The sequence below is a fragment of the Priestia sp. FSL H7-0729 genome, from assembly GCF_038005685.1.
Lineage (GTDB): Bacteria > Bacillota > Bacilli > Paenibacillales > Paenibacillaceae > Paenibacillus.
On sequence record NZ_JBBOTQ010000005.1, the window covers coordinates 168,085 to 187,679 of the forward strand.

Annotated in this window: 20 protein-coding genes; 15 read left to right on the plus strand and 5 right to left on the minus strand. The window is 41.2% G+C overall.

Annotation, left to right across the window (positions count from 1 at the left end):
* Positions 1-181 precede the first annotated feature (181 nt).
* From MHH93_RS13995 to MHH93_RS14005, 3 genes are all read left to right on the plus strand, one after another.
* On the plus strand, positions 182-1,129 hold the full coding sequence (locus MHH93_RS13995) for a helix-turn-helix transcriptional regulator (RefSeq protein WP_500054514.1): 948 nt from the start codon (positions 182-184) through the stop codon (positions 1,127-1,129).
* A gap of 73 nt (positions 1,130-1,202) precedes the next feature.
* Positions 1,203-1,769 (plus strand): DinB family protein, encoded by a 567-nt coding sequence (locus MHH93_RS14000; protein WP_500054515.1) that lies wholly within the window; start codon positions 1,203-1,205, stop codon positions 1,767-1,769.
* Positions 1,766-2,242: an EVE domain-containing protein gene (locus MHH93_RS14005; RefSeq protein WP_500054516.1), complete on the plus strand. Its 477-nt coding sequence runs from the start codon at positions 1,766-1,768 to the stop codon at positions 2,240-2,242. Before MHH93_RS14000 ends, MHH93_RS14005 begins: the two co-directional genes overlap by 4 nt.
* A 44-nt stretch (positions 2,243-2,286) precedes the next feature.
* Here the strand turns inward: MHH93_RS14005 and yidD are convergent, their stop codons facing one another.
* Both yidD and MHH93_RS14015 read right to left on the minus strand, forming a co-directional pair.
* A complete protein-coding gene (gene yidD / locus MHH93_RS14010) occupies positions 2,287-2,754 on the minus strand; it encodes a membrane protein insertion efficiency factor YidD (protein WP_500054517.1) in 468 nt (155 codons plus the stop codon).
* 52 nt (positions 2,755-2,806) lie between these two features.
* Positions 2,807-3,031, minus strand: a complete 225-nt coding sequence (locus tag MHH93_RS14015; protein WP_091020237.1) for a hypothetical protein — start codon at positions 3,029-3,031, stop codon at positions 2,807-2,809.
* Between the two features lie 244 nt (positions 3,032-3,275).
* On the opposite strand from MHH93_RS14015, the gene MHH93_RS14020 reads away from it, so the two are divergent.
* The 4 genes from MHH93_RS14020 (at position 3,276) to MHH93_RS14035 (ending at position 8,413) form a co-directional block, all read left to right on the plus strand.
* Positions 3,276-3,869: a YdeI/OmpD-associated family protein gene (locus MHH93_RS14020; protein WP_500054518.1), complete on the plus strand. Its 594-nt coding sequence runs from the start codon at positions 3,276-3,278 to the stop codon at positions 3,867-3,869.
* 217 nt (positions 3,870-4,086) lie between these two features.
* A complete protein-coding gene (gene licT, locus MHH93_RS14025) occupies positions 4,087-4,926 on the plus strand; it encodes a BglG family transcription antiterminator LicT (RefSeq protein WP_500054519.1) in 840 nt (279 codons plus the stop codon).
* 147 nt (positions 4,927-5,073) lie between these two features.
* Entirely contained in the window at positions 5,074-6,942 is a 1,869-nt protein-coding gene (locus tag MHH93_RS14030) for a beta-glucoside-specific PTS transporter subunit IIABC (protein ID WP_500054520.1), read from the plus strand.
* A 13-nt stretch (positions 6,943-6,955) separates the two neighbouring features.
* Positions 6,956-8,413 carry a glycoside hydrolase family 1 protein gene (locus MHH93_RS14035; RefSeq protein ID WP_500054521.1) on the plus strand — a complete coding sequence of 486 codons (1,458 nt, stop codon included), beginning with the start codon at positions 6,956-6,958 and terminating at the stop codon, positions 8,411-8,413.
* Positions 8,414-8,640: 227 nt separating this feature from the next.
* Here the strand turns inward: MHH93_RS14035 and MHH93_RS14040 are convergent, their stop codons facing one another.
* Positions 8,641-9,963 (minus strand): amidohydrolase family protein, encoded by a 1,323-nt coding sequence (locus tag MHH93_RS14040; protein WP_500054522.1) that lies wholly within the window; start codon positions 9,961-9,963, stop codon positions 8,641-8,643.
* A gap of 385 nt (positions 9,964-10,348) precedes the next feature.
* Positions 10,349-10,960, minus strand: a complete 612-nt coding sequence (locus MHH93_RS14045; RefSeq protein WP_500054523.1) for a TetR/AcrR family transcriptional regulator — start codon at positions 10,958-10,960, stop codon at positions 10,349-10,351.
* A 340-nt stretch (positions 10,961-11,300) separates the two neighbouring features.
* Here MHH93_RS14045 and MHH93_RS14050 point away from each other — a divergent pair, with 340 nt between their 5' ends.
* The 8 genes from MHH93_RS14050 (at position 11,301) to MHH93_RS14085 (ending at position 18,465) form a co-directional block, all read left to right on the plus strand.
* Positions 11,301-11,849, plus strand: coding sequence for a DUF4352 domain-containing protein (locus MHH93_RS14050; RefSeq protein ID WP_500054524.1), 549 nt, complete (start codon positions 11,301-11,303; stop codon positions 11,847-11,849).
* Entirely contained in the window at positions 11,839-12,420 is a 582-nt protein-coding gene (locus tag MHH93_RS14055; RefSeq protein WP_500054525.1) for a hypothetical protein, read from the plus strand. Before MHH93_RS14050 ends, MHH93_RS14055 begins: the two co-directional genes overlap by 11 nt.
* A gap of 64 nt (positions 12,421-12,484) precedes the next feature.
* Positions 12,485-13,258 carry a DUF6414 family protein gene (locus MHH93_RS14060; RefSeq protein WP_500054526.1) on the plus strand — a complete coding sequence of 258 codons (774 nt, stop codon included), beginning with the start codon at positions 12,485-12,487 and terminating at the stop codon, positions 13,256-13,258.
* Positions 13,255-14,340 (plus strand): AAA family ATPase, encoded by a 1,086-nt coding sequence (locus MHH93_RS14065; protein ID WP_500054527.1) that lies wholly within the window; start codon positions 13,255-13,257, stop codon positions 14,338-14,340. Before MHH93_RS14060 ends, MHH93_RS14065 begins: the two co-directional genes overlap by 4 nt.
* Positions 14,341-14,454: 114 nt before the next feature.
* Positions 14,455-14,724: a hypothetical protein gene (locus tag MHH93_RS14070; RefSeq protein ID WP_500054528.1), complete on the plus strand. Its 270-nt coding sequence runs from the start codon at positions 14,455-14,457 to the stop codon at positions 14,722-14,724.
* Between the two features lie 199 nt (positions 14,725-14,923).
* On the plus strand, positions 14,924-15,961 hold the full coding sequence (locus MHH93_RS14075) for an ROK family protein (protein WP_500054529.1): 1,038 nt from the start codon (positions 14,924-14,926) through the stop codon (positions 15,959-15,961).
* Between the two features lie 265 nt (positions 15,962-16,226).
* On the plus strand, positions 16,227-17,426 hold the full coding sequence (locus tag MHH93_RS14080; protein WP_500054717.1) for an MFS transporter: 1,200 nt from the start codon (positions 16,227-16,229) through the stop codon (positions 17,424-17,426).
* Positions 17,427-17,640: 214 nt separating this feature from the next.
* Positions 17,641-18,465: a DUF2971 domain-containing protein gene (locus tag MHH93_RS14085; RefSeq protein ID WP_500054530.1), complete on the plus strand. Its 825-nt coding sequence runs from the start codon at positions 17,641-17,643 to the stop codon at positions 18,463-18,465.
* 206 nt (positions 18,466-18,671) lie between these two features.
* On the opposite strand, the gene MHH93_RS14090 is transcribed toward MHH93_RS14085, so the two are convergent.
* The gene (locus MHH93_RS14090) at positions 18,672-19,277 is read right to left on the minus strand and encodes a DedA family protein (protein ID WP_192133401.1); all 606 of its coding nucleotides are present in this window, start codon (positions 19,275-19,277) and stop codon (positions 18,672-18,674) included.
* Positions 19,278-19,595: the final 318 nt, after the last annotated feature.

Here is a 19,595-nt window from a genome sequence, read left to right on the forward strand (position 1 = left end):
AGAAGCAGATATAAAGTAGGAAAAAACTGATATCCTTTTGGATATCAGTTTTTTGAATTAGAACATTTTCATCTTCGGTTGGCATGTAAGACGGTCCATTGCGCTAATTCACGAAACGAAAGGGCAAGTTACTATGATAGAATGAGTTAAGTCTGGATGATGAAACGGTGGGGGCTAGAAAATGAACAAAACGGAGCGGCAGCTTGCGATTACGCTTGAATTGCAGCGAAGAAAGATGTTAAGAGCAGAAGATTTAGCGGCTCAATTTGAGACAAGTGTACGTACAATATATCGAGATATTCAGGCATTAAGTGAGGCTGGTGTTCCGATTATGGGAGCTCCGGGTCATGGGTATTCCCTTATGGAAGGATATTTTCTGCCCCCGGTAAGCTTCACCGCAGAAGAAGCCGTGTCCCTGCTCATGGGAGCTGATTTTATCGAACAAAGATTGGATACAGAATACGCGATGCAGGCTAAGTCGGCTCAACGGAAAATTGAAGCGATTTTACCAGAAGCCGTTCGTAACGAATCCACGCGTGTTCGGGAAACGATGCGACTGCTCCATACGATGGAACCTTTAACCCGAGCGAGGGTGAAGACATACCTTAACCAAATACGTAATGCCATTTTGGAGCAACGTAAGATCAGCTTTATGTACCTAAAAAAAATGCCGGGAACGGATGGCAATCGGTATAACATGCGTGAGGTTTCACCGTATGGACTCTCACTTGTCCAGGAGAATTGGGTGTTAATTGCACGTTGTGATCTGCGACAAGACATCCGTCATTTTCGTTTGTCACGCATGACTGAACTCTCGGTACTGGAGGATCAGTTCCTTTTGCCGCAGGATTTTGATCTAAACAGTTATCGCCCCCCTGACGATCGTAATGAACCAATATTAATCAGGGCTAAACCCGAAATGGCTGACAAAGTTATGGAGGCCCTTCATTTTTATATGGATGCATTTGAGGAACAAGAGGAAGGTGTCATTTTTCACTTTCGTGTCCGCTACCCGGAGGAAATATTGCATTATTTACTTGGTTGGGGTGGAGATATCGAGGTCTTGGAGCCGGAGTCTTTACGCATCCGAATGAAGGAAGTAGCCAAAAACATCTTAAAACACTACTGACATACACCTGTCAGCAGTGTTTTTTTATACTTGGATATATCACAGGTCAAGAGGAAGTGGAGTTGGTTGAAGGATGAGAAGTACAACGGAAGCACTGAAATCATTGGAAACCGCAGTAGAACGCTATTTGGCAGAACTGAACAAATTGGATATGGGTAGCTTACTTAAAAAACAAAGTGAAGAGGAATGGTCCATTGGACAGATGTATGTACATTTGATTCAATCAGCCCTTTTCATGCAGCTGCCTAATATTGAGCAGTGTTTGAGCAACGAGGATTTGACATTAAACTCGGGTGAGGAAAAAACAGAATTGGGTAGGCAGGTGTTTGAATTAGGACAATTCCCACCCGTTCCTGTTAAAGTACCTGCTTCCCCGCAATACACCCCGCAACCACCCGAGAACATGGAGTCTTTGATTGATGGGCTTCACGAGGTAGTGGAACGGATGAGAAGTACAGAACCCCTTTTATACCAAGCATCGGTAAACAACAAAATACGTCATCCAAGGCTTGGCGCTCTAAACGCTCAGGAGTGGTTTTTGTTGATAGAGATGCACTACAGACATCATTTTTTACAATTGAATCGATTAATATCGAATCTGGAAAGGTATACGAGAGAAGGGGTTGGGATGGATCTATGAAACCAACTCAGGACAGTAGATACTGGATTGGTGTTGTATCTGCTTCTCATGTGAATGTAGCCGTAGAGGGAGGGTTTGCGCAGCTGTGCCATGGCAAGTCAGCGATGTTGCGACAGATGTCCCCGGGTGATTGGATGATATATTATTCTCCACGTACAGAGATATCAACAGGAAAGCCACTTCAGGCTTTTACCGCTATTGGTCAGATTATCGACGACAGGGTGTACCAATACCAGATGTCGGAAACCTTCGTACCTTTTCGCCGCGATCTCCGTTATCATCCGTGTCGAGAAGTCAAGATCGCAACGTTGTTAGACCAACTCAGTTTTACACGTGGCAATCGCAATTGGGGGTTTCCATTTCGTAAAGGTCATTTTGAGATTGGGGCTGAAGATTTCATGATAATAGCTTCCGCGATGTTGGAAAATGATACACAGTCACTGCTGGATACTAGTTTAAACCAGACATGTTAACCAAACGAAAAGGCCCATAGATTGTCTATGGACCCTTTTCATTTTTATGGATAATCATATCCTCCACCGTTGATATTACATCTCCGAAGACGCTGGATTCCCAAGGAAAGACCTTTAATCGCCCCGTATTTCTCAATCGCTTGAATCATATACACCGAACAGCTTGGTTCAAAGCGACATTTGTTCCTCACTTCAATAGGGGCCAAACGTTGATAAATTCTAATACTCCATATCAGGATTGCTCTAGCACGTCGTAGAACGATGAAAAACATACTTGCTATGAAAACAATCTGGGCACTCAGCAAAGCATATCCTGGAATGAATGGATTCAGCAGATAGAAACAGATCATTGAGATAATTAGCCCTGTGAATAATGCAAGTGCAAAGTAAAGCAAAGACTTCAACCAATCGATTTCTGGAATAACATGAGTTCTTATATAGAAACTGCTTCGAGGATCGTTTTCTTCTTGATGTGTATGTAAGAGTCTAATAAGTTCTTCTTCGGATGGCATGTTATTATATATCAGTTCCTCAGATTCTGAGTTTCTCATGATTGTTGTACGATTAATGCATCTCTCTGTAGAAAATCAGCATATAATGATGCGTTGTAACGGGTTGCTGGAGACAACCAGGCTTCTCGGTTACGGCTAACGACTCCATGGATTGGTAGATCCAGCCGGATTGCGCTTTGTGATTGATGATATCGGCGAATAAATTAACAGCAGCCTGCGTATCACCTCGGTTTACTTGAACATTTTTGGGACCTGGAACGACTGTGTACTCTCTCATTTAAATTATCCTTTCATATATAGAATTATGCCAGTAGACATTCCATTATTTTACTATGGGGACAGTAAACTGTCGAAGAAAGTGAGTCCAATTAAGGCCATCTAGCAGGATGGTTTTTATTGCTATTAAGGTTTAAATTCAAGTGGAAAAGTCAATAAAAGCTCTGTAAGCAACGCTGTACAATCCACTGAAAATCAGTACAATTGAACCTATAAGAACATGAGATAAAGAGAGGTATTTCTCCATGACGGATACAAGTGGGAATCGCAAAGTTGACGGCTATCTAAAGAAACTCAAAACGTGGCAGGAAGAGTCCACGAAGCTGAGAGAGATTATTCGGGATTTTGACCTGACAGAGGATATGAAATGGATGCATCCGTGTTATATGCTCGATGGGAAAAACATCGTCCTAATCCATGGATTCAAAGAGTACGTCGCGATCCTGTTCTTCAAAGGTGCTCTGTTGAAGGATACACATGGCATTTTGGTTCAGCAAACGGAGAATGTACAGGCACAACGCCAGCTTCGCTTCACCAGTCTGGAGCAGATTGTGGAGCAGGAGGCATGGATCAAAGCCTACATCCAGCAAGCGATTGAAGTGGAACAAGCCGGATTGCAAGTGGAGATGAAACAGACTGCCGAATACAGCATTCCCGAGGAACTTCAACAGCAATTCGATGAGAATCCTGCTTTTCGAGATGCATTTGAAGCACTGACACCCGGACGGCAGCGGGCCTATCTCTATTATTTCTCACAACCGAAGCAATCCAAAACAAAAGTGTCACGAATCGAGAAGTACATGCAGCCGATTCTGGAGGGTAAAGGGTTGAATGATTAATTCGAGTTATAAAGGTTTTCTCCAATTGACAAATATAACGTCTTCCACTAAGATAATCGTACAAGTAAATAATGAATATAATCAGGATTGTTACTGATCAGCAGGCAAGACCGATTGATATGCAAACATGTATAGGCTATATACGATGTGTGCATTATTAATGGTCTTTTTTTCGTTGCTAAATCTTGTTAACGTTTCATTATAAAAGGAGATTCGTATGAAAATCACGCGAATTATTAATAATAATGTCGTCTCTGCGGTCAATGAACGACAACAGGAGATGATGCTCCTGGGGAGTGGTATTGGCTTTCAGAAGAAAAAGGGAGATCTCGTGGAGACAGGTAAGATTGAGAAGGAATTTTTCCTGAAATCCAAAAATGTAACAGGTAAATTATATGCCTTGCTCGCCCAAATTCCCATGGAGTACATTCGGGTGTCCGACAGCATTATTCAACATGCCAAGCAGTCCTTGAACAAGGAACTCAATGAAAATATATATCTAACGTTAACGGACCATATTAATTTTGCCGTGGCACGTTACAAGCAGGGTATGAATTTCAATAATGCGTTGTTGTCTGAGATTAAAGCGTTTTATTCCAATGAATTTCGCGTGGCTATGAAAGCCCGGGATATGATTAATGAGGAATTTAACATTACACTGCCTGAAGATGAGGCCGGGTTCATTGCGCTTCATATTGTCAATGCAGAACTGGGATCTGATATGGAAGAAACCATGAAGATCACACAGTTGATTCATAAAGTCTTGAATATTATTCGATATCAGTTTAATATACATTTTAATGAAAGCTCGCTCCATTATTCCAGACTAGTCACACATTTGAAGTTTTTCGCCTATCGCTTGTTTAATCATACGGTTGTGAAAAGCGGTGACAGCGACTTTCTCCATATCATTAAAGAAAAGTATGCGAATGAATATCAATGCAGTCTCCGGATTGCGCAGCTGATTCGAGTCGATTATGGAAAAGAATTAACGGAAGATGAATTGGTGTATTTAACGGTTCATATCAAAAGGGTCATTGATGAAGAGAAGGAATAATTCATCAATCCATTATAATGAGTATACTAGGATTGTTACTGGTGAGGCAGGCAAGACCTAGAGTTCCATCGTGTATAGAGCTTATCTATATTCGATAGAATTCTAGGTCTTTTTTTATACCTAAAAACGTTTGAGGGGGAGCAGTACATGAAACATGAAAGCACAGCCGCCGAGATTTTAACACTGGTCGGTGGAGAAAAAAATGTAGATAGTGTAACACACTGTGCTACAAGATTGAGATTTAATCTGAAAGATGAGAAAGTTGCGAACAATGAAGCATTGAAAAATGTACAAGGTGTGGTGGGTGTTGCCAGCAGTGGTGGGCAGTATCAGGTCATTATCGGTAACGAGGTAAACAATGTGTATAAAGCTTTGACGAAGCTGGGGAACTTTGCAACCAATAATGATGATGCCCCTACTGTGAAAAAGGGAAAACTGACTGCGCTTCTGGACACGATCTCTGGAATCTTCACACCAATCCTGCCAGCCATGATTGGTTGTGCGATGATCAAAGCCGTTCTACTTATTTTGAAAACTTTTGATCTCGTTGATCTGGATGGACAATTCAATACAATTATGACCTTTATCGGTGATGCGGCGTATTACTTCTTGCCGATGCTGCTTGCCTGGAGTGCGGCTGTTAAGCTTAAAGCTAATGTGGGCTTTGCATTAACCATTGCTGGTGTTCTGTTGCATCCTTCATTAGGGGCGTTGATGTCTGCAGGTGAGCCTGTTGCGTTTTTAGGACTACCTGTCACTCCGGCGACGTACACTTCGTCAGTTATTCCGATTATTTTAGCGGTATGGGTCTTGTCGTATGTTGAACGCTTTGCCGAGAAGTATTCTCCATCGGTTATTAAATCCATTCTTAAACCGTTGATCGTGATTCTTATTATGGCTCCACTAACGCTGATTTTACTGGGTCCAATCGGTGCCATTGCGGGTAACTACCTGGCGTCAGGCGTTTCTTTTGTTAATACACATGCAGGTTGGTTAGTATCTGGTATTATAGGCGGGGCATTCCCGTTCTTGATTATGACAGGTATGCATTATAGTTTGGGACCTGTTGTGCTCACGGCTTATGCTCAGACGAAGACCGATAGTATTGTTGGTCCAGGTATGCTTGTACACAATATTTCTCAAGGTGCAGCTGCGCTTGCAGTCGCTCTCCGAACTAAAAATAAAGCATTTAAACAGGTTGCATATTCTACCAGTGTAACTGCCTTGCTCGGAATTACCGAGCCCGCCTTGTTTGGTGTAAATCTACGTTTGAAAAGACCACTGATCGCTGTAATTGTTGGTGGCGCTGTAGCGGGTATATATGTCGGATTGTTCGGTGTAGCTCGATCGGCTCTGGGTATTGCAGGTATAGCTACCCTGCCGGCATTTATCACGGATCATCCATGGAACCTGGTTCATGCGGCAATTGGTTGTGTGATTGCATTTGTAGTTACATTCATCATGACTCTGATCTTGGGATTTGAAGATGTACCTGAGGATGGAAAGAATCAAGCAACTCAAGAAAAATCTGCTACGAACGATCGTACGCCAGTTGCAGGTGTTTCCGAACATGTCCTCACTGCTCCGTTGACTGGTAAAGTTCTGGAGTTATCCACGATTAATGACGAAGCTTTTGCAACGGGCGCTATGGGAAAAGGGATCGCTATTGAACCTACGGTTGGAAAACTCGTAGCACCAGCGAGCGGTGTGGTATCTGCTGTTTTCCCTACGTCCCACGCCATTGGTATTAGTTCAGATGATGGTGCGGAGCTTCTCATTCACATCGGAATGAATACGGTGAAGTTGAAAGGCGAGCATTTCAAGGTTTACGTCAAAGAAGGCGATACTGTAAAAGCTGGAGATTTGCTCATTGAGTTTGATACGGATGCCATAGCGGCTAAAGGGTATGATTTGACTACACCGATCATTGTTACGAATTCGGATGATTTTGTAGATGTCATTACAACGGACAAATCATCAATTACAATCGGTGAAAATCTCATCAAGATTATTTAAGGAGGACTTGTTTATGTATAACAAAAATGGTTTCCCTGAATCTTTCATGTGGGGCGGTGCAACAGCGGCGAATCAATACGAAGGTGCCTGGAACATAGATGGCAAAAAGGCAAGTACAGCCGATATGATGACGGGCGGAACCCATACGGTTCCCCGTCGGATTACGATAACGACTGAAGAAGGGGTTCATTACCCTTCTCATGAAGCCGTAGATTTTTATCATCATTACAAGGAAGACATTCGTTTGTTTGCAGAGATGGGTTTCCGTTGTTACAGAATGTCCATTGCATGGTCTAGAATTTTCCCTAACGGAGACGATGCAGCGCCGAATGAAGCAGGACTACAATTTTACGACAATGTGTTCAATGAATTGAAAAAGTATAATATCGAACCGATCGTTACAATCTCCCATTATGAACCACCGTTTGCTTTAACGGAGAAATTCAACGCTTGGGCTTCCAGAGAAATGATCGATTGTTATGTGAGTTATTGCGACGCAATCTTTAATCGTTACAAAGACGTGGTGAAGTATTGGATCACCTTTAACGAGATTAATAGCCTGATTGTTCCGGCAGGTGCTTACCTAGCAGGAGGACTTCTGGTTGATAAACAAGGCGGCGTATTTAACAATACAGCAGTGGACAGCACGCAGATGAGATTTCAAGCGTTGCACCATCAATTTGTAGCGAGTGCCAAAGCTGTCAAGCTTGCACATGAGATCAATCCAGACTTCAAACTTGGTTGTATGATTAATTATAGTCATGGTTATGGAAGCACATGTAAACCGGAAGATATGTTAAAGGCTCTGAGAATGGATCAGATCAACAATATGATGAGCAGTGACGTACAAGTTAGAGGGGAATACCCTGACTTTTCGAAGAGATATTTTGAAGAGAACAATATTCAAATTGAGATGGCGGCAGAAGACGAAGCAGTGTTAAAACAGGGCTGTGTTGATTTCTATAGCTTTAGCTACTATAAATCTCACGTGGTGGGTACTCGTCCAGAGGGTGATGAGACCCAAGGTAACGTCTTTGGTGGATACAAAAATCCATATCTGAAAGCGACGGACTGGGGATGGCAGATTGATCCGGTTGGACTTCGGTACGTGCTGAACCACGTATATGATCGGTATCGCATCCCGATGATGGTTGTAGAGAATGGTCTGGGTGCAGTGGATGTGGTTGAAGAGGATGGGAGCATTAACGATACGTACCGAATCGAGTTTTTGCGTGCTCACATTGAACAAATGAGAGAGGCTGTCCGTGATGGCGTTAATCTTATCGGTTACACAGCTTGGGGGTGCATCGACATCGTTAGTGCATCCACTGGTGAGATGGGCAAACGCTACGGATTTATCTATGTAGATAAGGATAACGAGGGCAAAGGCACCCTGAAAAGAAGCAAGAAGAAAAGCTTCCACTGGTATAAAAAGGTGATTGCATCCAACGGAGAGAGTTTGGAGTTGTAATCATAAAAGAATAGAATTTATCAGAGGCTTACCATTGAATGGATCAGCTAACGGTAAAGATAACAAGATAAAAAGATAATAATTTCATAAACTTAGGAGGCAGTCGAGGTATCTTCGACTGCCTTTATTTATTGGAGAGGGCGAAGGAGTTCAAAGTAATTCAACCAAAAAGGTTGAGTAGTATGCCTGACATGAGTTCACAACTAAGTTGGATCTCGATTTCGGACTCACCAAACTGAGTTAAGAACATCGTCGACTTCTTGGATTCTTGTAACAGATGGTGTTTGAATTAGATTTCCTTTGACCATAACCATCGAGATGTCTGACAAGGCCTCAATATGTTCCAGCGGATTCTGCTCCATCATAATCAGATCAGCATGTTTCCCGATATCCACCGTCCCTGTAACATCGTCAACACCGAGGATCTTCGCATTGGTTCGGGTCACCATGTCGATGACCTGTTTGTTGTTCAGGTTGGCCTGTCTCATGTAGTGGTCCATCTCTCTCCACATATCATAGTGAGTCACGTAAGGCATGGCGGCATCAGTGCCAATCCCGATGATGATGTCGTTCTCGATCGCTTGTTGTACACCTTTGAGCATGGAATCGTAGACGAGTCTGGAATTTTCTTTTACCGTTGCACTGACCTTCGTTACGCTGGTATCCAGTGAAGCGGAGGGATAGGCGGCTTGCAGGGTGGGGATGAGTGCGGTGTAGCCATTCAGGGCATTGGGATTATTTTTGTACAAACGAATGATTTCGTCGTCCATCTCCGAACCGTGCTCGATGGTGTCGACACCACCTTGTAGCGCAACGCGCACACCTTCCGTGCTTTCCACATGGGCTGCCACCCGCAGACCAATCTTATGCGCTTCATCGCAGATCGCCGCAACTTCGTCCACCGTCATCTGTAAACGACCAGCTTCGCCCACCATTTTCGCATCCGTCACGCCGCCCGTCACACAGATTTTGATCAGATCCACGCCATGTTTCACATTCAGCCGTACATTTTTCCGTGCTTCCCACGGAGAATCGCCCACCAGAGCGAGGAATGGAGCGCCATGTCCGCCTGTGACACTTAGGAAAAATCCGGAGACAAGCAGATTAGGGCCGACAAAGTCGCCGTTATTAATCTCATCCCGCAGCTGAACGTCGGTGTAAAAGAATTCCCCCACACTGCGCATCGTTGTCACACCCGCATGGAGTGCGGTCAGTGCGTTGCGTTTCATGCGTCTTTTCAAAACGTTTCTGCCGAATTTGGTATTCAGGATTCGATTATATGCAAAATTCAACAGGCCTTCACTAACCGAGAGACTAAACGGTTTACCATCTGCAAAGAGGTGCACGTGGGCGTTGATCAGTCCTGGCATTACGTATTTCCCTGAGAGGTCGATGGTTGTGTAGTGACTTGGGATATGTAACTCATGATCTCGGCCGATATCCTGAATAAGACCTTGCTCATTGACGAGAATGGTCATGTTTTTTTGCAGATTGCGGCTTGAGTCGCCGTGGATCAGATGGACGTTTTTCAATGCATAAGCGGTGTTCATATTGTGTTCCTCCTTAGAATGGTGAGTGAAGCTATATAAGTTAAATGATGGGTATGTACACTTATCACTCCGATGACAGAACAACCTTCGGATCGCTGTTATCCCCAGATTTTTTGATACCCTCTTATCAGGGGAAATTCGGTGATAAATGCGAACGCTTCGCTTCCTCTAGTTATTTCTGTCCTCTCCGTTATCGTGTAAATGTAGGTTCAACTTAAATAGTTTGGTAAATGGTAAATATCCAACTTAAAAATGAATAATTAATTCATTTTTGGATCAAAAAAATAGAGGGACTTAATGTTAGATATTTTTTTGCGTGCAAACCAAGTGAAGTTCATCTGATCTGCACGCTTTGTCTACCTGGTATAAATGATGAGATGGAGCGTTATTCGTTGAGGCTCTTCATGCCGTATAGTCTGTATACATACAACGCTTCGAAAATTTGCTTCCGGCTGTCCTCACTCATATCCCGCTTCAATAGATCGAGGTTCATGTCGATCACGTTGTGTGCGAGGATGTTCAGTAAGATCAAGTTCTCCTCAGTGCCAATCTCATAACGTTTATATTGGTTCTTGAGATAGGACTTTTTGGTCTCGATCATCAGCTCGACAAGCTCATTCTTGGCGTTGGTGTAGATGGTGCCTTTATTCTTTTCAAAGATGATGACAATCTGATTCCGGTACTTCCGCAACACATCCACCTGTTCTTGCAACAGCGCCGACTTTCGCTCGCTATCCGTTTCCTCGAACAAGGTCTGATTATCAAAGTGAATCGTCTCCACCAACACATTTTTCAGATAATCCACCAGATCCGGCGGCACGACAGCGTAGAATAGTTCTTTCTTGTTTTTAAAATAAGTATAGATATTGCCCACGGAGATATTGATCTCATCCGCGATATCGCTCATCTTGGCATCCACATAGCCTTTTTCAAAAAAGACCTTGAGCGCCGCGTATTCAATCTCTTTCCTGACTTCGTCTTTCTTGGCTTGCACCATCGGGAACGACTCCTTAATAGTGAATGATTTATTCGTTATTAGGATAGGCTTTTTTGAGGGGGTTGTCAAATGGTGGAGGTTATCTTTAATTCTAGCCCAATAAATTAGGTGCTTTTTTTTAGATTAAATTGTAATGATATGTTGTTTATCTTTATGAGAATATTTTTCTATATTAAGGACTAGTAATCAGTAAAGATTTTCTCCCTACGATGATAGTGGGACTTTTTGGAGGTTAAATTTGTTTTGTTGTCGAATTTAATAGTTGTTGTGGTTTGTGTACTATAAAGTCAATTTCAACTAAATTAATTTTCGAACTAAATAGGAAGGGGTGTAATAGATATTGAAAATAGAAAAAGATATCATTGATAATTTAGCGTTAATAAGTGGAGTAGTTGCAGCTCTTTCGGCCTTATTCGCGTTCTCTCAAGCGAGAAGTGCAAAAAAATCATTAAAATTACAATCTAAATTGTATGAAGCCCGGAAGCCCAATTTTGCTATTAGTGATGTAACAAATAGTTTCTTGTATAACGAAAATGGTGCTGAGAAGGTTTATTACTTTTTTCAAATTGCACTATCAAACTTATCAGATAATCCGAATTCAATTAGCAATATACAATTCAAAATTGTAAACAACATTGATGACGTAGGTTTTGTAACATCACTCTCTGATAATACAGTTACACACCCTGAACTATCTAGGATAAAATCACCTATAAACATTGCTCCTCATAGTACAATTTCAGGCTGGCTCATATTTGAGATTAATAAAGAAGTACATAACCAGTTGAATATTGATTCTCATTTCGTTGTAATTACTGATATACATAATTTCATCGTGGAAAAAGAGGAAATTTCAGTGCGTGAGGAGATAGTTGGTTATGATATCTAAGAAGAAATGGACTAAGGACAAAAATAAGACTAGGCTACAGATAGATGTAGTGTCGAATGCATCAATCTCAAGACCGGACTATGCTAATGGTAAAAACATACCTTTGTTAATTGTTAATACAACTGACCATTTGGAAGTTGAAAAAGCTATAGTTACAGAGCCCACTCAAGAATATGGACGTGTAAACACTAAATGGGGTAAAAGTACAGATAGAAAAAAGATTAGTTTAGTATTTTCTTTTATAGAACCTATTCCTGTAGAATTTTTTGTTTTTTTTGATATCGAAAAGCAAGGCGGTCTTATTGATTTAATTGTTCACTCCCAATTATTGTACCTGCAACCAGGGACTATAGGAGATCGTTTGTCTAATAATTTAAATTCGCCTAAAGTATTAATTGAGGTACCGTCTAGACATTTTAAGAAAGAATGGAAATTAATTTTTGAGAATACGCTGAAAAAAAACTTTATAAAACAAGGGTTAAAGAAAAGGGAAGCCAAGCTAGCTGCCTTGGATTTTCAAAAAGAATGGGAAACTATACGTGGTTTTAGGAATAGGACAAAAAAATATTGAAAAAATGTTTTTTTAATTTTGGATATTTGAAATCTGAAATTTTATACAAAAGGAGAAGACAAATTTGCAAAAGGTAATTTATTTTGATGAAGGTTCTGCTACTGATATTCTACAAATAAAGTATGGAGGTCAGCTTGTTTCAGTTGACGAAGATAAAGGGACAGTCCACTTTGGTGCAAAGGCCGAGGGGAGTGCAGAGGTGGGGCTAGGAACAAACTTCTTTTCGGCTATAAAAGCGGTGTTCGCGGCAAAAATAAATACTGACACTTCAATAAATAAGGATTCGCTTGTAACAAAGACTATATCTAATACAATCTTGGCTGACTTTTATAACCTCAGTGTGGAATTAAATAAAGAGATGAATATATCAATTTTTAAAGATTATCAAATTAGACCAATAAAGAACTCTTTCTCTTTTATAAAAATGTATACTCCTTATATAAAAATTTTCAAAGAAGACTCCGATTTAATTGATGGCATGAAAGATTTTGATGTCAAAAATTTCGATGAGATTCTTGAAAATGCAAGAGGTTATTATGAGCTTTTGGCATTTAAGGGGGATCAACGTATTATTCTTAGATTCAATATAAATGCATTTAAAAATGCTTATACTTTGATGGATTTACCGAAAATGAGATTAACTTATTATGCTGTTGAAGTAGGTGAAGCTAAGGAGACTGATTTTAGTATTGAGAATGAATTGAATGTGGAAAATATGTCAGATCGGCCATCAATTCAGACGTTAATGAATGATGAAGATAGTACACTTAATCTATCAGAAAATATTCTGAAAATTCACGATGTTATTCTAGCTGGTGTGGAGGTGATGAACACTTGAGGTTTAAGATATTTATTGGACCCAGGATAGAATTCGACAGACAAGTTCCGGTAGAGGATACTATAACTCTAACAAATTTAGTAAGATATTTTGATGCTAAAGATTCTTCATTCGCAAATATTTCGGAGAACTATACTACATTAGTTATTTATTCAGATGAGTACTCTGGTGTTGCTGATTTTTTCATTGAAGGATTCCTAATATATTGTTTATATTACGGGGACAGAGTTGGTTATCAAGAGGTCTTACTGCATAACCCACCAGCAAAAGTTCAACAACAAATTGAAACTTCTCAAGGGAAAATAGATAAAAATATTGAAATTTTTAAGTATCCTAAATTAGAAATTGAACATTTAAGAACAATTAAAGGAAAGTTTGATGATGTAATTGTGGGTCAAACTACTGTGAAAAGTGAACTACTATCTGCCTTGTATAGCTTAACTAATCAAGGCATTCACAAACCAACAGTTGTAATGTTGTACGGTCCAACTAGTGTTGGGAAAACTGAAACCGCGAAATTTGTAAGTAATACTGTAAATGGAAAGGACAAGTTGTTTAGGAAGCAATTATCTATGTATCATAATGAGAATTTTATGAATTACATTTTCGGAGATAAGAGTAGTTCATTCGCAAAAGATCTACTGGATAGAGAAACGAATATTATACTATTGGATGAATTTGATAAAGCTCATCCGATGTTTTATAGCGCCTTTTATCAATTGTTTGATGAAGGTGTGTATACAGATAAATTCTATGAGGTGAATTTGGAAAATACTATAATTTTCTGTACTTCAAATTATCTCAATGAAAGAGAAATTAAAAAAAAATTAGGAAGCCCTATTTTTTCTCGATTCGATCATTTTATCAAGTTTAATGAATTATCAGTTGAAGCTAAAAAAGAGATAATTAATAGGGTTTATATAGAAGAGTTACAAAAGTTTAATTGGATTGACCAGCAAATAATTGAAGAAAAGAACATAAAAATTAAACTTGAAAATCACATTAAATCACTAAGTAATGCTAGAGAAATTAGAAAGGTTATGATACAGATGATGGCTTATCCACTAATAGATCAATTATAGATAAAAATGAATTATTTTTATAGTTGGGAATTTATATAATAGTTCGCTTATGCGTACCACATTCTTCTACTCCATATGTTAACCTCTTCCTTAATAAACAAAGGAGAGATTAACATGACAAGTACCAACAGCAAGGACCTTGCTTCGCAGTACGCACAACTCGTCCAACAAGAAGACGATTACGTTAATCAACTGGTTACATGCAACAAACTCATCCTTGACGCCATGGACATTATCGCCAAGCGAGCAGGTGTGCTGCAAATGGACACGGTGAAACAGGCTGCGTATCACCTTCATTCCATGGAACAGGATCTGAACCGAAAGTTATTTGAAGTCCGACTGGAGAAGAGCATCTTGGCAAATCATATGAGTCAGTCTACATAAATTCACCTTAACTAAAGGACAGTGCAGGATCACACAAGATGATCTTGAACTGTCTTTTTGTCTTTCCATCCAAACGATTCCCGTTCCCAAATAAGCATTGACTTTCCTCCCAAATCCCCCTACACTTCAATTATTAAAATACTTTTAAAAACATTCATTGAATGGTTCGAAATGAACGAAAGGAGGCATACAACTTACCATGTTACCAACATCACACAACACCCAACAGGTGAAACGCATTAACGTTGAACTGGTGAAGAACACGCTCCGATCCATGGGCGTAGGCACAAAAGCTTCCATTGCGAACCTGACCAAACTCAGCGTAGCGACATGCGGCACGATACTGAATGAGTTACTTCAGACAGGTGAGATTATCGATTTAGGTCCAGACGAGTCGAGTGGGGGAAGACCTGCAAGTCGGTATCAGTTCAATGCGGACTACGCAAGTGTGCTGTGTCTGATTATTCGGACAGAGGGCGGCATTCACTCAATCACACATACATATGCCAATCTGAACGGAGAGATGGTGGACGAACAGACGCTCATTTTGGAAGAGATTAATGTAACGGTGGTAGAGGATCTGATTGCAAACCTGATCGAACAACACCACAATGTGCAGGCGATTGGTATCGGCATACCTGGTGTGGCGCACAACGGCGTGATTGGAATTTGCGATGTACCGGAGCTGATGTATCAGCCACTTGGGCCAAGGCTTAAGGAGAAATATGAAGACGTCGAAGTAGTCATTGGTAACGATATGAATCTGACTGTCTACGGTCTGTACAACCAGCAGCAATTTGAGGAAGAGAAGAACTTCGCGGTGGTGACTTTTCCGGAGAACCATTTTCCGGGTGCAGGATTTATCATCGACGGTCGTCCGCTGACCGGGAATACGCAATTTGGGGGCGAGGTGTCCTTTCTGCCTTTTGGCGTGTCACGGGAAGAGCAGCTGCGCATGTTGAAAACGACGGAAGGGTTGCTGGAACTCGTCACAAAGACGCTGATCTCCATCATTGCGATTATTAACCCGGCAGCGATTGTCGTTACGGGCGATACAATGGACCCAGCTATGCGGGATGACCTGTTACAAGGCTGTCGGGATCACCTGATCCCACAGGAGCATATGCCAGAGTTGATCATCCAAAGAGACACACGGCGCGAATATGTGACTGGGCTAGTCGCTGTTACGTTGGAGAGCCTAACCTACCGCATTCAGGTGGTTGAGAAGCAGTGGTAAAGCTTAACCATGTTTCCTATTTCAAATGTACAAATCATTGACACGATAACGGAGAGGGCAGAACCAATCTGAAGAACGCCTTTATCACTGTATTTTCACCTTTAGGAACGATTCAAAAAAATACAGGGATAACAGCGGTCGGAAGATGGTACTGCAATCGTAGTTATAACGTGCAATTATTTTTCTGAACACACTGGAGGAACTTATTTTGAATCAGCAAGCAGGAACACAAGGGAACAAACGAAAGTTCAACAAGCTGTACGCCATGCAGCTGGCAACGATTTTTCTGGGATTTATCGTATTTGGCATATCGGAAAATATTAAGGGGCCTGCCATTCCGCGCATTCAATTCGACTTTAATCTGGATGAGAAACAGCTCGGGACGTTATTGTCCCTGAATGCACTGGGTTACTTGATCGCCTGCTCCTTCACGGCTATTCTGGTTCGCAAATGGGGCATCAAGGCCGTCAGCATCATATCGTTTGCATCGATGATCCTATCGGGCGTGTTCATTTATATGTCTCATAACTATCCGCTCTTTGCTTCATCGTACTTCTTCATGTACATCGGTAACGGCATGCTGGAGATTGCCTTGGCGATTCTGGGTGCGCGGATCTTTGTGAAAAACACAGGTACGATGATGAACCTGTCCCATTTCTTCTATGGGTTAAGTTCAACGGTAGCGCCTTTGTTGGCTACTGGGGTGATGTCGTTGAGTGTGTTCGGACATGTACTGGACTGGCGCGGCATGTATCTGGTAATGTTGTCACTCTGTCTGCTGCCAATCATTGCGGCGCTGCGCAGCAAATTTCCGGGGGATGATCTTCCGCATGAAGATCGGACCTCGCTTAAGACGTTAACACGTGATCCAGCCATCTGGCTGATGGTGCTCATTCTTTCTTTTGGCGTGGTATCGGAACTGGCGGTTGGGGGTTGGCTCGTTAACTTTCTGGAGAAAGCCTACACGTGGGACACGGTTAAAGCTTCGGGGCTACTTTCAGCATTCTTCCTTACGTTCTCGCTAGGTCGTCTGCTGCTGGGTCCTCTAACGGACCGGATCGGATTTGTACTGTCACTGATAATCTTCTCTGCGTTCTCGGCCGTTTGTACGTTTATTGCGCTTGCCGGAGGAGAGGGTCTCGCCATCTTCTTTGCCATCTCGGGTGCAGGTATAGCGATGATCTATCCAACCGTTATGGCGTTTATCGCACGCAGATATCCGAACGGCAGTGACACGGCGATTACGTTCACGGTTACCTTGATGGGGGTTGGCAGTGTCATCGGTAACTATGTGATTGGCTGGGTGATTGAGGGCGTGAAGAATATGTACGGTTCAACGACTCAGTTGGGGTTACTACGCGGACTTCAAGCGGGATATGGATTCATTGGTTTATGTGCGGTGATCTGTGCGGCATCTGGAATAGTGTTGTATGTGTATTTGAAAAGAAGACAGGAACTCATTTAGTTGTTATTTAGGTTATCTTTTTTAATGAGATAACCTTTTTTTTTTTGAGTTAAAATTATTAAATGTGTTAATAGGGAGGGAGAAATAAATTATTAATGTTTTCAGTACTTTTCAGTGTTGTATACTAAGTAAGATCAACTTGGTTGAATTTAATTAAATTGATCAAGTAGCAATCTGAGATACATGTCAATATTTTAAGAAAGGTATGATATTAATGAGTAATAGCGATTTGGTTTATCATTATTGCAGTGTAGATACGTTCTTCAGTATTTTGCACAATTCAACACTGAGACTCTCTGATATAAATAAAGTTAATGACTTCAAAGAGCGAAGATGGATACTTGAAAAAATCCTTTTAGAAATAAGAAAGCAATTACTGCCTCAACAAAATAATAAATCTAGCAAATTTTTTGAGGAGTATTGGGATACAGTTGTCTCTTATGATTCTAATACATACATATCCTGTTTTTCTAGCGAAGCAGACTTATTAAGTCAATGGCGAGGATATGCACAGGATGGAGAGGGCTTAGCGATAGGGTTTTCTAAAAAAGTGTTGAATTCACTAGTAGTAGAACACTTCACTGCATTCAAGAAAGTAGTATATGGTAAATCTGAACAGAATGAATATATAGAAACAATACTTTCGAGTCTTCATAATACTTCTATAGCATCTGTCATCCCAGACTTTCATACTAATGAAAGATTTAACATTCCTTACTATAAAAATCCTGCCTTTAAAGAAGAAAAGGAGTGGCGGCTTGTTTATTATCAAGACTCGAGTTCGTTTCTTAATTACAACACTATTGGAGAGCCTAGAATAAAGGCTAACTTTTCAAAAATTAAAATGAGAAGTGATGGTACACGTTTAATTTCGTATATGGAATTAGATTTTTCAAAGATTAAGAAGGAGCTTATTAAGAGTGTTGTAATTGGACCGAAGTCTAAATTGAGCGAAGCAGACATAAAGCTATTTCTTTACTCTGAGGGATACGATCCCAACAATGTTAAAATAAAAGTATCATCCTGTTCTTATAAATGAACTAATTTAATTTGTCTGAACCGTCAAAGCCCCACTGATCGCCATGATCGGTGGGGCTTTGCATATGAACATACGAGTAGATTAGTACGGTATATCATCTATCACTAGTATATTAACAAATCATAACTACATGCCACGTAGAGTAAGGATTTTTTTCATCATATACGAGCCACTCTACTATACAGCCCGCATTCCCTCAGGCAAGCCTAAGACTTGTTCAAAGCCGCTCTTCTTTTCCAACGTTTCAAAAGCACGTACAATCCAAAAGCACCCAAGAAAACCACTGCTGCTGGAACGATATAAGGCTTAACAATCTCATCCACGTGCTCCCATTGAGAGCCCAATTTGAAGCCTAAGTAGATGTACAACGAGGTAATCGGAAGCATGGCCAAGAATGTAAAGAGACTGAATTTGAACACGTTCATCTTCGCCATTCCGCAAGGGATGGAGATGACGGTCCGAATGCCGGGGACAAAACGGCCATAGAAAGCGACCCCGCTGCCATATTTCTCGAAGAACGTATCGGAAGCGTCCAGATGATGAGGTTTAATCAAGAAATACTTGCCGTATTTTTCGACCATCGGTCTGCCGCCGTATCGTCCCAGGGCATATAACGTCAGTGGGCCAAACGTTCCACCTACGGTACCCGCCAGTATAGCCAGCCACAGCTTCATATCTCCAAGGTACACCCAATATCCCGCCATGGGCAGCACGAGTTCAGCGGGTACGAATTCAAACGACAAGGCAATAACGAGACCTGCGTACGACAAATCTTTGAAAAAAAGTATAAATTGCGTGATCCACTCCGTCATGCTTTCCCTCCACGAATCTATCTATTTTTTATAGTTTAGAAGCACTCCTATACCAAGAGTAACAATAGCGAATAGAGCTTGTCAAAGTTCACATGAAAGGCTATTTCAGGACACACTGCGGCAATATGTTTACCCGTACATAAGACATGGAACCATTGACACTTAATACAGAAGTGGATACCAGGCACCAATATAACGCTCTGAAAATGCTCCCAATTATAGCTTGATAAAACTATCACTAGCTTCTTCACCATCCTGTACATAAAGAGAAGGAGATCAGCACATGACCGAAACTTCGATTATCGACCAGATCCATAT

Coding starts and splice junctions, on each gene's coding strand:
- MHH93_RS14080 (WP_500054717.1), top strand. CDS start 16,227: ATGCAGCTGGCAACGATTTTTCTGGGATTTATCGTATTTGGCATATCG.
- MHH93_RS14045 (WP_500054523.1), bottom strand. CDS start 10,960: ATGGTGCAAGCCAAGAAAGACGAAGTCAGGAAAGAGATTGAATACGCG.
- MHH93_RS14000 (WP_500054515.1), top strand. CDS start 1,203: ATGAGAAGTACAACGGAAGCACTGAAATCATTGGAAACCGCAGTAGAA.
- MHH93_RS14040 (WP_500054522.1), bottom strand. CDS start 9,963: ATGAACACCGCTTATGCATTGAAAAACGTCCATCTGATCCACGGCGAC.
- MHH93_RS14005 (WP_500054516.1), top strand. CDS start 1,766: ATGAAACCAACTCAGGACAGTAGATACTGGATTGGTGTTGTATCTGCT.
- licT (WP_500054519.1), top strand. CDS start 4,087: ATGAAAATCACGCGAATTATTAATAATAATGTCGTCTCTGCGGTCAAT.
- MHH93_RS14015 (WP_091020237.1), bottom strand. CDS start 3,031: ATGAGAGAGTACACAGTCGTTCCAGGTCCCAAAAATGTTCAAGTAAAC.
- yidD (WP_500054517.1), bottom strand. CDS start 2,754: ATGCCATCCGAAGAAGAACTTATTAGACTCTTACATACACATCAAGAA.
- MHH93_RS14085 (WP_500054530.1), top strand. CDS start 17,641: ATGAGTAATAGCGATTTGGTTTATCATTATTGCAGTGTAGATACGTTC.
- MHH93_RS14075 (WP_500054529.1), top strand. CDS start 14,924: ATGTTACCAACATCACACAACACCCAACAGGTGAAACGCATTAACGTT.
- MHH93_RS14035 (WP_500054521.1), top strand. CDS start 6,956: ATGTATAACAAAAATGGTTTCCCTGAATCTTTCATGTGGGGCGGTGCA.
- MHH93_RS14020 (WP_500054518.1), top strand. CDS start 3,276: ATGACGGATACAAGTGGGAATCGCAAAGTTGACGGCTATCTAAAGAAA.
- MHH93_RS14070 (WP_500054528.1), top strand. CDS start 14,455: ATGACAAGTACCAACAGCAAGGACCTTGCTTCGCAGTACGCACAACTC.
- MHH93_RS13995 (WP_500054514.1), top strand. CDS start 182: ATGAACAAAACGGAGCGGCAGCTTGCGATTACGCTTGAATTGCAGCGA.
- MHH93_RS14090 (WP_192133401.1), bottom strand. CDS start 19,277: ATGACGGAGTGGATCACGCAATTTATACTTTTTTTCAAAGATTTGTCG.
- MHH93_RS14055 (WP_500054525.1), top strand. CDS start 11,839: ATGATATCTAAGAAGAAATGGACTAAGGACAAAAATAAGACTAGGCTA.
- MHH93_RS14030 (WP_500054520.1), top strand. CDS start 5,074: ATGAAACATGAAAGCACAGCCGCCGAGATTTTAACACTGGTCGGTGGA.